Below are 13963 nucleotides of genomic sequence, written 5' to 3'. Positions count from 1 at the left end.
GGTTTCAAATGATTAGTTAAGTATAGAAATTACGTGACGTGGCGCTGGTCATTTTTTATTTTCTGCTTGTTGTGCCAGCTTTTCAATCATCTGGGAAAATATAAGCGAGTGGAATGGATATAATCCATACCAATAGAGTAGCCCAAATAATCCTTTTGGAGCGAAATAAGCCGTTTGTACTAATTTTGTTGTCTTTTCTTGTTGTTTGATAGCCTGAAATTCAAGCCATGCTTTCCCGGGTACCTTCATTTCTGCACGTAGTCGCAGTAATTCGCCCGGTTTTATGGCTTCAACGCGCCAAAAGTCAAGCGCATCTCCCACGCGCAGTTCAGTAGGATTTCGGCGACCGCGCCGAAATCCTACTCCTCCAATAAGCCTATCTGCAATACCGCGCAGTTTCCATGCCCACTGAAAAACCGGCCAGCCTTTTTCTCCTCCCAAACTTGAAAAGGTTTTGAAAACCTGTTCTTGAGAGCTGTGTATAGTACGAATTCGACGTTCAATATTTAGGCCCTCTCTTGTTTTTAATATGACAGGTTCTTCATCCCCTTTGCTGCTGATGAGGGCGTCATTCCAAGTCGTTTCTACATCGTCGGTATCAATGCGGGCCATGGCAAGTTCAACAGCCTTTTTGTAGGAGAGAGGAGTTATTTCGGGGAACAGTTTTTGAGCTTTGTCGCTTTGTACAATTACATCATTTTTGAGCCCTTCAATTAACGGCCGGGCCAATGAGGCAGGAATAGGCGTCATCCAATGTACCCAGTGAGACGAAAGCGTAGGTGATAAGACTGGCACTGGAATTAAAATACGCTTTAATCCATTTACTGTTGCATAAGTTTTCATCATGTCAGCATAGGTGATCACACTGCTGCCACCGATCTCAATGATCTCATTTTTTGTTTCAGGTTTTTCAATTGCTGATGTCAAATACTGTAATACATTGCGAATGGCAATAGGCTGCACTTTGCTGTATACCCAAGACGGACAAATCATAATAGGAACGCGTTCTGTAAGATAACGGACCATTTCGAATGATTTACTGCCCGAGCCTACGACAACGGCGGCGCGAAATTCCGTTACTGAAACCCCTGATTCTCTTAAAATGGAGCCTGTTTTTTGTCGTGAAGCCAAATGTTCAGATAATTGGTCATCAGGATCACCAAGTCCCCCTAAGTATATAATTCGATCAACATTTTGTCGTTCTGCGGCATTGCCAAAATTACGGGCAGCTTGTATATCCCGGTCATGAAACCCCGAACTGCCTTTTCCGCTCATACTATGTATTAGGTAATAAGCAACATCAACATCTTGTAAGGCCGTTGGCAATGTATCAGGTTGTAGTACATCTGCTTCTACTACTTCGACATCGTTAATCCAGGGCCGCCCCTGCAGACGATCTGTATCTCGAGACAGTACGCGTACGCGATATCCTTTTTTGAGCAATTCAGGTACAAGACGTCCACCGATATAACCGGTTACACCAGTAACGAGGCAGCGTAAATGTTCTTCCAATATAATCGTGGTTAATTAAGGTTGAAGAATGTAACAGCAGGAAGGATGAAAAAAGTCCGATAGAGCAAAAATATTATTACCGTTTTATTTTTATTAGATGTTCAACTTTTGTAGAATAAAATAATTTATTATCTGCTTTAGGAAAATTTTATCAAAATTCGGCGATGAAAAAATCAGGTTGGCAAAAACAATTTCCAGGTGTCGTGCTATATGTAGTATTATTTTTATTACTGTCTTTATCTCCGGCAGAATACTGTTTTGGACAAGTATCGGATGACTCACTTTGGTCATTCTCTAAAATAAGAACGGATACGAATGCCGATAATGAGCTTGATTATCTTGGGGAAGAAGTAACAATAACGGGAATTGCTAATATTAGTACCGGGCTGTTCCATGAGCATTATTTGCAGGCATCCATTCAAAATGATTCGGCCGGAATGTCTATTTTTGCAATGCAAATTGATACACCTTTTCAGCCCGGTGATAGTTTGGTAGTAAAAGGGAAAATCCAGCGATATAATGGTCTGGCAGAAGTTAATGCGGATTCTTATCGAGTGTTTAGCAACGCCTCAAAAGTGCCTGCCCCAAAATCTCTAAATAAAGCCATAGCCAATCCATCTAAATATTTGGGAATGCTGGTCGAAGGAGAAGGTAGTATTATTGAAAAAGGAAGTACCTTTAATGGAAAATATCTGAGGGTATCATCAGGCGATTTAGCAGGTGGCACTATCATGGTATACGTATCTAATTTTCATCACTTGTTCGGTCAATTCAATTTTGATGTTCTGAGCGTGGGAGATAAGATATCAGTAAGGGGTATCATCTCAGAGTATAACCCCGAATTTCCGGAAGTACGAACCTATAAACTTTTTCTGCGAACACCCGAAGATCTGGAATATGTGGACTTTCCCAAATATTATATGTTATTGATTATTGGTGGCTTGGGGGTCATTACAGCACTTGTTGTAGGTTGGGTTATGGTGCTGCGTAAAAGGGTGGATAGTAAGACCAGTACAATTCAGGAATCACTTAAGGAGAAAGAGATTTTGCTTCAAGAGATCCATCATCGAGTAAAAAATAGTCTGGCTATTGTGTCGGGGCTCATTGAGCTTCAGTTGGATAGCACAGATAGTGAGGAGGCAAAAGATGTACTTCAGGATAGTCAAACGAGAATACGGTCAATGGCTTTGATCCATGAAAAGTTATACCAGAGCAAATCGCTTTCTGATATTGCTTTGGATACTTATGTCAAAGAGTTGGTTGAAGCAATTCACGGCACTTTTACAGCATATAAAAAGGCGGTTGACTTAAAGTTTGAACTGGATGAGATAGAGCTGAATATTGATCGGGTGATACCCTGTGGACTCTTAATAAATGAGCTTGTGGTAAATGCGTTTAAACATGCATTTAAAAAGGATAAAAAAGGAGTGTTAGAGATAGGGCTTTTCAAAGAGAATGATAACATCAAACTAAGTGTCGCAGATAATGGTCCGGGATTGCCTGAGGATTTTGATCTTGGCAGCGAAGGAAATTTAGGATCATTGCTTATTGAAACTTTTGCAGCACAGCTAAATGCGGAAAAAGATATCAAAAATACAGAAGTGGGATCTAAATTTACGTTTACCTTTTCCAAGAATTAAAAAGAGAGGATGGGGAAAAGTATTACTGAATATTACTCTTTGAGTTCATAGGAAAAACATTGCCGGGCTTTGGACTGAGTACTTCACAATATTTGATAGTCTCATTTTTCTCGGAAAGTTTTTTCTCCTTAAGCTCTGATGTTTGGAAAGAGTCTTTAACGAGATCGTGGGTCCGTTCACTTATAATAATTGAATTAGGTTTGTTCTTGCTAATCTTTTCCAGCCGCGAAGCTTTATTAACCGTATTTCCAATAACGGTATACTCCATGAAGTCATCAGTACCAACATTTCCGACAATAACCTCGCCACTGTTGATACCAATACCGATACTTATTTCAGTACCCATTTTTTCACTGTATTTTATATTAATTCGATCGAGCAGGCCAACCATATCAAGTGCAGCAGAAACGGCATTTTTATGGTTATTAAGGTGGGATACCGGAGCACCAAAAACGGCTAATAACCCATCCCCGATATACTTATTGATAGATCCCTTATTTTCTTTAATAGCAATGGAAAGTACATCCCAGTAGTCATTTAAAAATTGAACTACCTCAGAAGGCGGCAGGTCACTGGTCATTTTTGCAAAGTCCCTCATATCTGCAAATAAGACTGAAACTACCCGAGATTCTCCGGGTTTCATTATATCTTCTTTTTTAGTTTTTAAGGTCTGAGATACTACTTCGCCAGGGACATACTTTTTAAATAGATCCAGAATATCTTGCTGCTCCTCTTCATACGAGGATATTTTTTGCGATAGTTTCTTATTCTCAAAATGGGCCTTGTGAATTTGTAAGGCGTTGTCAATGGCCATTTGCAGATCCACATTTGTGAAAGGTTCAGAAATAAACCTGAAAATAAGCCCCGTTTTATAGGCCTGTTCCAAAGAATTAGTATCCTTGGATCTGCTTATAATAATATTGGTCAAGTCCGAAAACTCATGAGAAATGCTTTCGCAGAATTGCAAACCGCTCATTTCCGGCATCATCTGTTCTACGGTTACTACATGAATATCATAATTAGTAAGGGTACTGTGAGCTTCCTGAATTGTAGATGCCGTAAACACATTATACGACTCAACATAGGCCTGCCGAAACCGGCTTAAGACCTGCTGATCATTAGAAATAAATAATATGTTTCCGTTGTTTTGATACATATAGCTCGCGGATGATAAATATATACGTATCAGCTAATATAGGTAAAGGGCCTTATTTTCCCAATTTTCGGGATATATGGTTGTTAACAGGCTTTGAAGGGCATGGATGATTATTCATTCATCAAGTCAAGCAAGTAGTTGGTTTGTTGTTGCTCTACTTTCTGGATGGTCGATTTTGATGCTTCTGCTTTTACTTCTTTTAGGGCCACATCGTTAAGGTCATCTTCCTTGTCCTCCATTTCGGCCCAAAGCCGGTGAAAGCGGGCAGCCTGTACGGCCCCTTCCAAAGGGTCGGGATTGATGCATTCGCGGGCGGCAAGATAGGCAGGGGCATTTTTATTTCCCTGCATCATTCCAGTAGTGTCAGCGGCAATAGCAGTTCCTTCAGTTTCTTCGTAGAGCTCGCGCAGTTCTTTCTCTTCAGCTTCTTCCTGTATAGCTTTTTCGGCAAGATCAAGTATTTTCTTCTGTATTGGTTTTAGTTCGTCATTTATCTGCCGGGCACACCATACAGCAAATCTTCGAAGTAGAATAGGGTTATCCTCTTCATGAAGATATTTGAGGAGCGATGTAACCTGATCATCCTCTTCTTTAATTTGATTTCCTGTCTCACCATCAATTACAATAATTTTGTGGTGTTCGGTATCGTAGATATAAATGAGATCTTGCCTTTTGTGCTTCATAAATATATTGTTTCTTCGTTTATCTTTGAGTTTACAATAACAAATTGCTTTTCCCAACTATTCCATCCATAATATGGCAGAATTTGAAACATAGTTATTCAGATGTCGCAACAAAAAAAAGATCAAACATGCTCCCTATTTTCATGGGCACTTTTTGATTGGGCAAACAGTGCTTTTTTTACTGTTATACAAACCTTTGTTTTTGCCACTTATTTTATGCAGTCGGTGGTTCAAGACGAAACACTCGGTAGTACATTGTGGGGAAATACTATTGGCGCTGCAGGTGTTTTAATTGCTATTTCTGCTCCTTTTGTTGGAGCTATTGCTGACCAGATGGGGCGCCGAAAACCGTGGATAGCCTGGTTTTCACTACTTTGCATTTTGGCTACTGCCGGTCTTTGGTTCGTAGAGCCGTCCCAAGATTTTGTAATATTGGCATTAGTGCTGGTATTCATCGGAACGGTGGGCTCCGAGTTTGCCATCATTTTTTATAATGCTATGCTGCCTGATTTAGCCTCGAAAGAGCGGATGGGGCGCTGGTCGGGTTGGGCGTGGGGACTTGGGTACGCTGGGGGACTTGCCTGTCTGGTTGTGGCGCTTTTTGTGTTTGTGGATGTGGAAAATCCGCCCTTTGGGTTAGATAAAGCTATGGCTGAACATGTGCGTGCCACTTTTTTAATGGTTGCGGTTTGGTATGCTCTGTTTTCGCTTCCACTATTTGGGTTTACCAATGATCGGCCAAGGACAGGTATTGCATTGAAAAAGGCCGCCAAGTCTGGGTGGCAGCAACTTAAAACATCCATAGCAAACGTACGCAAGTACAAATATATCGTTCGCTTTCTCATTGCCCGAATGATTTTTATTGATGCACTGGCTACTGTTTTTGCATTTGGGGGGATTTACGCAGCGGGAACTTTTGATTTTAGCGAACGCGAGGTGTTGATGTTTGGTATCGGACTGAACGTGACTGCCGGACTGGGAGCGGTCTTGTTTGCCTGGCTGGATGATAAGCTGGGTAGTCGCACAACAATGCTGCTCTCACTGATTGGACTTATTGTCACAACCAGTGGTGTCTTAGTTGTCACGGAGCTTATTTGGTTCTGGGTATTTGGGTTGGTGTTGGGAATATTTGTAGGACCCGTACAGGCCGCCAGTCGAACCTATATGGCTCGGGTATCACCCCCCGACTTAGAAAACCAAATGTTTGGATTAATGTCGCTTTCAGGCAAGGTAACCTCTTTTGCAGGTCCATTATTAGTGGGCTGGCTCACTTATATTGCTGATAGTCAGCGTATAGGAATGAGTGTAATTGTCGTTTTATTTGTGATCGGATTTACAGTGCTTTATTTCGTGCCCGAGGCCGAAGATGCGCGGCCTAAGGAGTAAATCATTTAATTTTTAAATTAAGCCGTGTTTTTAATCCTGAAAATACTAACTTAAGCTCATATTTTGATATGGATGTTAATATCCAAGGTGGAGAGACACTCCATTTGATTAAACAACCAACTTAAAAGGAAACAAATATGAGCCGATTCGACGAAATAAAAGAAATCATCGAGGGTTTTGAGGATGATATGGTAAAGTTCTACGAGAAAGGGAACAAAGCAGCCGGAACCCGTGCACGTAAAGGATTGCAAGGATTGAAGAAGCTTGCTCAAGAAGTCCGTCTTGAAATTCAGGATATCAAGAACAACGAATAATTTTTTTCCTATCTTTCTTTGAAAAGCCATGTAATAGTGGCTTTTTTTATATACGCTTTTTTCGCTGTAATCTTTTGAAGGTTTAATCTCATGCGTTCATCACCGAAAAGTAAATTATCACACGATGCCATCAAGGCATGGCGAGTTTCGTTATCGATATTCATTTTATTTTTAGTTTTCGGATTATTTTTTCTTTGGGGATATAAACTGCTATCACCGGAGTCTGATTTTTTATCTACGTGGACTCTTATAGCTATAACAGCAATACTTGTAGTTATAACAGGGTTTGGTATATTTTTTATTCCTGAGGTTCGCTGGCGTCGTTGGTTTTACGAGGTCGATAAGCATGAGGTTGATTTACAAAGCGGCATTTTTATTATCACCCGTACATTAGTGCCCATTAAAAGAGTACAGCATGTGGATACTCGGCAGGGTCCCATTCTTCGATCCTATAATTTAGCAGATGTAACTATTTCTACGGCAGCGACAACACACCGTATTCCGGCACTGAATGAAGAAGTTGCTGACCAAGTGCGCGATCAAATTTCTAAATTTGCCCGCTTAGCCGAAGAAGATGTTTAAACTACAGCGACAACATCCTGCCGCAGCATTGGCTAACGCCTTTGATATTATCAGGGCGAACTTTATTACCATCGTTATTTTAATTTTCGTAGGAAGTGGCGGAAGGGAAGCTAACTTTACGCTCTACTGGATTATTGGCACTTTTTTATTTCTATTGATTTGGGGGGTCATTTCATGGTATCGGTTTCAATTCAGCATTGAGGATGGGGAGCTTCGAATTGAACAGGGAGTGCTGGTGCGCAAAAAGCTATATCTTACTTCCGATCGCATTCAGGTGATTGATATTTCTGCGGGAGTGGTTCAGCGATTGTTTGGACTGGTGGCCGTAGAAGTAAAAACAGCGGGCAGTAGTTCAAAAGAGGCAAAGATTAGTGCGATCACCCGGACAAAAGCAGAAAAGCTAAAAGCGTTACTCCTAAAAAAGACCGAAAAGTCTGATGATGCACAGCAAGCTGAACCTGTTGCTCATCGGAAAGTGTATGCACTGGATACCAAGGATCTACTTATTGCAGCGTCAACTTCAGGTCGATTTGGGGTAGCCCTTTCGGTGGTTGGTGTGGCTTTTTCTCAGATTGAGCAGCTTATTTCTGAGGAGCAGATGATTCATTTTGTAGAAACGGTTATTCCCCGGAGTACTAACGCTTCTATGATTGCTATGTCTATTTTTGCGGTTATTGCAATAGCATGGCTGTTTTCGTTTGCGAGCACAATTATCAAGTATTACGATTTTGTGATAGAGGTTCGTGAGGACGAATTGCTGATAAGTCGCGGGCTATTTGAGCGTACGCAGCTGACAATCCCTTTTAATCGTATTCAGGCGGTACAAATTAAAGAAGAACTGTTACGTCAGCCTTTGGGATATGCTTCGTTAGTTATTGAAAGCGCCGGTTACGGAGAAAAAGAAGGGAACTCTACAACCTTATTTCCTTTATTGGCAAAGCCGCAGATTTATAACTTTATCAACGAAGTAATTCCCGATTATCAAACCGAGATATCAGAAAATACTAATGTTCCATCGGTGGGTTTACGCCGGTACCTCTTTCGAATGCTTTGGATCTCGCTTCCTGTAATTTTGATTATTTGGGGGAGCATTCCCTATGGTGTTTATAGTTGGTTCCTGTTGATACCTGCCTTGCTGTTAGGGTTTCAGCAGTACCGAGATGCAGAAATAGCCAGAGGTAAAGATACTCTTATTCTCACGTTTCGATTACTGAGCAAAACAACCGCTATGGTTAAGAAATACCGGATGCAGTCGTGCCAGCTTAAACAGAATCCGTTTCAAAAAAGATTAGACCTAACCAATCTTACGGTTCATGTTGCCAGTGGTAATCAGGGTCGTGCTTTTACGGTTAGAGATATTGATATCTCTAAGGCAATGGATTATCGGGTGTGGCTATCCAATGGCGAAGGTGGTAACAGTAGTATGTTTGATGAGGAAGATCCCAAGCCATCAAATGAGGATTTTAGTAATTATGATGCTATCCAGTAAGCCACCAGTGATAAATCGACAGCGTGCACACTCCAAAAATGATATGGAGACCTAAAATCCAGTAGGGCATAAGCGCACCCCATTTTCGACCTAAAATACCCGGACTGTTGATGGGCTTATCTTCCCCGATATAGGGATGAGTATCAGTGACTATTCCGATCATGATACCCACAAAGATGCCGTGACCAAATCCCCAAAGAATACCAGCTGGCCAATTGGGCGTTACCACCATGGCGGTGAGTAATATTACATATAATACGCCCCATCCCGCCCCAATAAGTAGATGCAACAATATGCCGACAATATATACTTGCGTTTTATTTTGTATATCTACGAATCGCGTTCCGATGAGGTAGGGAATATCGAGATCTTGTCCAAATAGTTTTAGCAGGTATATAAGCGAGGTTAAGATTAAAGCGCCAATAAAACCTGAAATTGCAGCGATAAATAGGTTAGCTTCCATAACTCCTCCTGTTTATTAAGAAGTGATAGCTGCGAAGAATTTTAATGTAACACTGTTATTCTGCTATAACAATGTTATTACTCTTTTGTTAAATAGCAATAAGGAGAGTGAAGACCCTTTTAAGAGGGGAATAATGTCTTTGTTCTTAAGAAATCTGTTCAGCAAAAGCTTTACTGATAGATTTCTTAAGATGACTCATTTGAATCGGCTTTACCAGGTAATCTACAAAATCAGTTTTTTTAGCTCGCTCAAGATTATACTGGTCAGAGTTCCCGGTAATATAAATAACATGGACATCTGATTTCTCACGAATTTCCTGCATTGCCGTAATGCCATCAATATCGTCTTTAAGCTGTATATCCATAAGGATAAGGTCGGGTTCAAGCTCAAAGGCAGAGTCAATAGCATCTTGACCGGCAATAACTTTTTTAACCACTTCATGCCCGAGCTTTTTAATCATTCGCTCGAGCACCATAGAAATGATCATGTCATCTTCAACGATAAGAACCTTTTTACCTGTAACTGAATCACCCATTATTACGTCACCTGATCCCAACTTATTTTTAAGTTGTAAGTAATAAAATAAATTTTTGGGACTTAACCTAAGGCAACGTCTAATACCATCATTACACTGAAGCCGATCATCGTGCCGAGAGTGGCAATATCGGTATTACCATGTAGTTGTGATTCGGGGATAAGCTCCTCGACGACCACATAAATCATGGCTCCGGCTGCAAACGCAAGAGCATAGGGTAGGAGAGGTTGTACCATTAATACAGCTGCTGCACCAATAACTGCTGATATAGGTTCTACAATACCAGAAAGTTGACCATACCAAAAACTTTTTCCTACGGACAACCCTTCTCGGCGTAGCGGCAAAGAAACGGCTGTCCCTTCGGGAAAATTTTGAATCCCAATACCTATGGCCAGCGTGATAGCTCCAATTACGGTAGCTCCCCCGGCCGCTTCAATACCGGATGCTGCAGCACCAAAGAGAACACCGATAGCCAAACCCTCGGGAATATTATGGAGGGTGATAGCCAATACTAAAAGAGTAGCTCTGCGCCATGATGTTGGTACTCCTTCTGCTTCTTCAATGGGCAATCCGATGTGCAGGTGAGGCAGGTAGGCATCGCAGATTCGTAGAAAAATGCCGCCCGTCAGAAATCCAATAACGGCAGGAAGCCATTCAATCATTCCCTGTGCAGAAGCCATATCAATAGATGGAACCAATAGAGACCAAAAGCTGGCAGCAATCATTACGCCTGCGGCAAATCCCATCATGGCATCCAATAGTTTATGACCCACATCTTTTGTAAAAAAGACAAGAGCTGCTCCTAAAGCGGTTAGGGTGTAGGTAAATAAGCCCCCAAATAAACTTTGCATTATGGGATTTAGTCCAAAAAAGGCGTCTTTAATTGCAATCGGATCAAACATGGAATGAGGTTTTTATTTTTTATTTGAATCTGAAGATATAAAAATAATAATCCTTATTAAAATTAAAGTTAGCCAAGGCTAAAAATTTATAGCAATAAATTACTACTATTGTAATCAACTTTATTTTAAAAAGTTTTATTGCTACTAAAATTATGTTTACCAGCTGTTAATTTTTATCATTTTTGCTTAATTTCCTGCACTTCTATTTGTACCTACAAGGTCATCAGCAGAAGTATTTGGTAAGTTTACATACGGCTATATTTCCATTCCGAGAAAATCCAATTTTAAAATTGAGCTATGAGTATCAATTTCGATAAAGAACGTTTCATGCACCGCCACAATGGGCCCAATGATAAGCAGGAAAGTGAAATGCTCTCGGCCATTGGCGCTTCTTCCATTGATGAACTTATTGATCAAACCATCCCCAAAGGTATTCGATTGCCAGAACAGATCGATCTTGATGAGCCAATGAGCGAATATCGGTTTTTGGAGGATTTTCGTGAGCTTGCCAATAAGAATGATATTGTCGAATCATACATTGGCATGGGGTATCACGATACGTTGACGCCTAATGTGATTTTGCGCAATGTGCTCGAAAATCCCGGATGGTATACGGCTTATACCCCATATCAGGCTGAGATTGCCCAGGGACGGCTCGAAGCACTGATTAATTTTCAGACGATGGTGTCGGATCTAACCGGAAGGGAACTGGCGAATGCTTCGCTATTGGATGAGGGGACCTCAGCAGCTGAAGCGATGTCGATGCTTTATTCCATGCGTCGCGGAGCCAAGCGCAAAAAAGCTCAAAAGTTTTTTGTTTCAGAGTTGTGTCACCCACAGACCATAGATGTAGTGGAAGGGCGTGCTGAACCCCTCGACATTGAAGTAGTAGTAGGTGATCACAAGGAGCTTGATGTCACAGATGAAGAACTTTTCGGAATTTTGTTACAGTATCCTGCTACAGATGGGACTGTTGAAGATTATTCAGATTTAATTGCTGCTGGCGAAGAGAAGAATGTGCGGTCGGTAGTGGCTGCTGATTTATTGAGCCTTACCTTGTTGACTCCTCCCGGTGAGATGGGAGCAGATGTTGTTGTTGGATCCACCCAGCGTTTTGGCGTACCCATGGGATACGGTGGACCGCATGCGGCATATTTTGCGACCCGGGAGAAATACAAGCGTAAGATTCCGGGACGTATCATTGGGGTTACGCAAGATACTGAGGAGAACCCCGTTTACAGGATGGCACTACAAACAAGGGAGCAGCATATTCGGCGGGAAAAGGCGACATCCAACATCTGTACGGCACAGGTATTACTTGCTGTGATTGCCGGATTTTATGCCGTGTATCATGGTCCCAAAGGTCTGCGACGCATCGCTGAGCGAATCCATGGACTTGCTAAAGTAATGAATAAAGGTCTTGAAGAACTTGGTTTTGAAGTGGTAAACGATCTCTATTTTGATACGCTTAAAGTGAAGCTTGAGGATGATAATCAGAAAGAAAAACTTCGCCAGAAAGCGCTGAATAACAAGTTAAACCTGCGCTATTTTGACGAGCCGGCAGTCGGTATTGCTTTTGATGAAGTGAAGGATCTGGATCACGTTGAGGAACTGCTCTCAATTTTTGCATCCCTGAATGATGGAAAAGACGAGGTTAACGTAACTGAGCTGTCAAAATCTGTTGAGGTTGATTACCCGGAAAAATTGACTCGCACGTCTGATTATTTAGAACATCCTGTATTTAACTTATATCACTCTGAACACGAGATGCTCCGCTATTTGAAGAAGCTGGAGAATAAAGACCTTTCGTTGGTTCACTCTATGATTTCGCTGGGCTCGTGCACGATGAAGCTCAATGCTACATCAGAAATGATTCCACTAACGTGGCCAGCATTTGGGAAGTTGCATCCTTTTGCGCCAAAAGATCAGGCCGAAGGGTATCACGAATTGTTTGATAAATTAGAACATCAGCTTGCAGCTATTACTGGGTTTCCGGCTGTTTCGCTGCAGCCTAACTCGGGTGCCCAGGGTGAGTTTTCAGGATTGATGACGATTCGTGCTTATCATAAGCATCAAGATGAAGGCCATCGCAATATAACTATTGTCCCTGATTCTGCTCACGGTACCAATCCTGCCAGCGCAGTTATGGCCGGTATGGAGGTTGTAGTCACGGAGTGTGATGAGCACGGTAATATTGATCTTGAGGATTTGCGCGAAAAAGTGGATGAGAATAAAGAAAATTTGGCGGCGCTGATGGTTACCTACCCCTCAACGCATGGTGTTTTTGAGGAAGATATCAAGGAGATTTGCGAGGTTATTCACGATAATGGTGGCTTAGTGTATATGGATGGGGCTAATATGAATGCACAGGTTGGCCTTACGAGTCCTGCCGAGATTGGTGCAGATGTCTGTCACCTGAATCTGCATAAAACCTTTTGCATACCTCATGGCGGTGGCGGGCCGGGAATGGGACCCATTGCAGCGACGGAGGATCTTGCTCCGTTTTTACCAGGAAATCCCGTTAAGGAGACTGGAGGTGAGCATGCTATAAAAAGTATTTCAGCAGCACCCTGGGGCAGTGCCAGCATTTTGTCAATTTCATATGCGTATATTAAAATGATGGGGGCAGAAGGGCTAACCAAGGTTTCTGAAATAGCTATTCTTAATGCGAATTACCTAAAGGAACGGTTAAAGGATCACTATCCCATTTTATATACTGGGAAAAACGGACGTACTGCTCATGAGTTTATTGTAGATATTCGTCCCTTTAAGCAATCGGCCGGCATTGAATCAATTGATGTGGCCAAGCGCCTGATGGATTACGGATTTCATGCGCCTACGATGTCATTTCCGGTTCCCGGAACTCTAATGATTGAACCTACTGAAAGCGAAACGAAAGAAGAGCTCGATCGTTTTTGTGAGGCTATGATTTCAATTCGTGAAGAAATAAAAGAGATTGAAGAGGGCAATGCAGATCCCGAAAATAATGTACTCAAGCATGCGCCCCACACTATGCGCGTAGCAATGGCTGATGATTGGGGTCGGCCCTATAGTCGCGAAAAGGCAATCTTTCCACTCGATTATCTGCGGTTTAATAAATTTTGGCCGGCCGTTAGCCGCGTTGATGATGCCTATGGTGATCGCAACTTGATGTGCAATTGTGTGCCCATTGATTGGTATAGCGAAGGGCAGGAGCCGGCGGCTGTGGACTAATTTATTTGCCAGAAATGGATGGAAATTAATTTTTCAGGATATATCTTATTGTCCACGGATGAATCCGTGGGCTAAATCTTTTTTATAA

At 41.8% G+C, this 13963-nt stretch carries 12 protein-coding genes; 6 read left to right on the top strand and 6 right to left on the bottom strand.

Going from position 1 to position 13963, the window contains the following annotated elements:
• Window positions 1-48: 48 nt before the first annotated feature.
• Window positions 49-1512: an SDR family oxidoreductase gene (locus ACQ4LT_RS12510; RefSeq protein WP_445666398.1), complete on the bottom strand. Its 1464-nt coding sequence runs from the start codon at window positions 1510-1512 to the stop codon at window positions 49-51.
• A gap of 164 nt (window positions 1513-1676) precedes the next feature.
• Between ACQ4LT_RS12510 and ACQ4LT_RS12505 the strand changes: the two genes are divergently transcribed.
• Window positions 1677-3152 (top strand): sensor histidine kinase, encoded by a 1476-nt coding sequence (locus tag ACQ4LT_RS12505; RefSeq protein ID WP_445666397.1) that lies wholly within the window; start codon window positions 1677-1679, stop codon window positions 3150-3152.
• Window positions 3153-3174: 22 nt separating this feature from the next.
• Here ACQ4LT_RS12505 and ACQ4LT_RS12500 read toward each other — a convergent pair whose 3' ends face one another.
• Window positions 3175-4308: an adenylate/guanylate cyclase domain-containing protein gene (locus ACQ4LT_RS12500; protein WP_445666396.1), complete on the bottom strand. Its 1134-nt coding sequence runs from the start codon at window positions 4306-4308 to the stop codon at window positions 3175-3177.
• Window positions 4309-4418: 110 nt separating this feature from the next.
• Window positions 4419-4991, bottom strand: coding sequence for a hypothetical protein (locus ACQ4LT_RS12495; RefSeq protein ID WP_445666395.1), 573 nt, complete (start codon window positions 4989-4991; stop codon window positions 4419-4421).
• Between the two features lie 102 nt (window positions 4992-5093).
• Here ACQ4LT_RS12495 and ACQ4LT_RS12490 point away from each other — a divergent pair, with 102 nt between their 5' ends.
• From ACQ4LT_RS12490 to ACQ4LT_RS12475, 4 genes are all read left to right on the top strand, one after another.
• Window positions 5094-6377, top strand: coding sequence for an MFS transporter (locus ACQ4LT_RS12490; protein WP_445666394.1), 1284 nt, complete (start codon window positions 5094-5096; stop codon window positions 6375-6377).
• A gap of 137 nt (window positions 6378-6514) precedes the next feature.
• Entirely contained in the window at window positions 6515-6691 is a 177-nt protein-coding gene (locus tag ACQ4LT_RS12485) for a histone H1 (protein WP_445666393.1), read from the top strand.
• 90 nt (window positions 6692-6781) lie between these two features.
• The gene (locus ACQ4LT_RS12480) at window positions 6782-7273 is read left to right on the top strand and encodes a PH domain-containing protein (protein WP_445666392.1); all 492 of its coding nucleotides are present in this window, start codon (window positions 6782-6784) and stop codon (window positions 7271-7273) included.
• On the top strand, window positions 7266-8762 hold the full coding sequence (locus ACQ4LT_RS12475; RefSeq protein WP_445666391.1) for a PH domain-containing protein: 1497 nt from the start codon (window positions 7266-7268) through the stop codon (window positions 8760-8762). The genes ACQ4LT_RS12480 and ACQ4LT_RS12475 overlap by 8 nt, the downstream gene beginning before the upstream one ends.
• Here the strand turns inward: ACQ4LT_RS12475 and ACQ4LT_RS12470 are convergent.
• From ACQ4LT_RS12470 to ACQ4LT_RS12460, 3 genes are all read right to left on the bottom strand, one after another.
• A complete protein-coding gene (locus ACQ4LT_RS12470; protein WP_445666390.1) occupies window positions 8752-9225 on the bottom strand; it encodes a hypothetical protein in 474 nt (157 codons plus the stop codon). The two genes, ACQ4LT_RS12475 and ACQ4LT_RS12470, sit on opposite strands and share 11 nt — an antisense overlap.
• Before the next feature lie 145 nt (window positions 9226-9370).
• Entirely contained in the window at window positions 9371-9760 is a 390-nt protein-coding gene (locus ACQ4LT_RS12465; RefSeq protein WP_445666389.1) for a response regulator, read from the bottom strand.
• Window positions 9761-9822: 62 nt separating this feature from the next.
• Entirely contained in the window at window positions 9823-10662 is an 840-nt protein-coding gene (locus ACQ4LT_RS12460; protein WP_445666388.1) for a ZIP family metal transporter, read from the bottom strand.
• Window positions 10663-10959: 297 nt separating this feature from the next.
• On the opposite strand from ACQ4LT_RS12460, the gene gcvP reads away from it, so the two are divergent.
• Window positions 10960-13875, top strand: coding sequence for an aminomethyl-transferring glycine dehydrogenase (gene gcvP, locus ACQ4LT_RS12455; protein ID WP_445666387.1), 2916 nt, complete (start codon window positions 10960-10962; stop codon window positions 13873-13875).
• Window positions 13876-13963 lie beyond the last annotated feature (88 nt).

It is taken from the genome of Fodinibius sp. AD559, assembly GCF_052712805.1.
Note: the sequence above shows the minus strand (reverse complement) of the source record. Positions and strands in the feature narration are given on the sequence as shown.

Excerpts from the sequence above, each read along its gene's own strand:
- ACQ4LT_RS12505 (WP_445666397.1), top strand. The coding sequence starts at position 1,677 with ATGAAAAAATCAGGTTGGCAAAAACAATTTCCAGGTGTCGTGCTATAT.
- ACQ4LT_RS12500 (WP_445666396.1), bottom strand. The coding sequence starts at position 4,308 with ATGTATCAAAACAACGGAAACATATTATTTATTTCTAATGATCAGCAG.
- ACQ4LT_RS12495 (WP_445666395.1), bottom strand. The coding sequence starts at position 4,991 with ATGAAGCACAAAAGGCAAGATCTCATTTATATCTACGATACCGAACAC.
- ACQ4LT_RS12490 (WP_445666394.1), top strand. The coding sequence starts at position 5,094 with ATGTCGCAACAAAAAAAAGATCAAACATGCTCCCTATTTTCATGGGCA.
- ACQ4LT_RS12485 (WP_445666393.1), top strand. The coding sequence starts at position 6,515 with ATGAGCCGATTCGACGAAATAAAAGAAATCATCGAGGGTTTTGAGGAT.
- ACQ4LT_RS12480 (WP_445666392.1), top strand. The coding sequence starts at position 6,782 with ATGCGTTCATCACCGAAAAGTAAATTATCACACGATGCCATCAAGGCA.
- ACQ4LT_RS12475 (WP_445666391.1), top strand. The coding sequence starts at position 7,266 with ATGTTTAAACTACAGCGACAACATCCTGCCGCAGCATTGGCTAACGCC.
- ACQ4LT_RS12470 (WP_445666390.1), bottom strand. The coding sequence starts at position 9,225 with ATGGAAGCTAACCTATTTATCGCTGCAATTTCAGGTTTTATTGGCGCT.
- ACQ4LT_RS12465 (WP_445666389.1), bottom strand. The coding sequence starts at position 9,760 with ATGGGTGATTCAGTTACAGGTAAAAAGGTTCTTATCGTTGAAGATGAC.
- ACQ4LT_RS12460 (WP_445666388.1), bottom strand. The coding sequence starts at position 10,662 with ATGTTTGATCCGATTGCAATTAAAGACGCCTTTTTTGGACTAAATCCC.
- gcvP (WP_445666387.1), top strand. The coding sequence starts at position 10,960 with ATGAGTATCAATTTCGATAAAGAACGTTTCATGCACCGCCACAATGGG.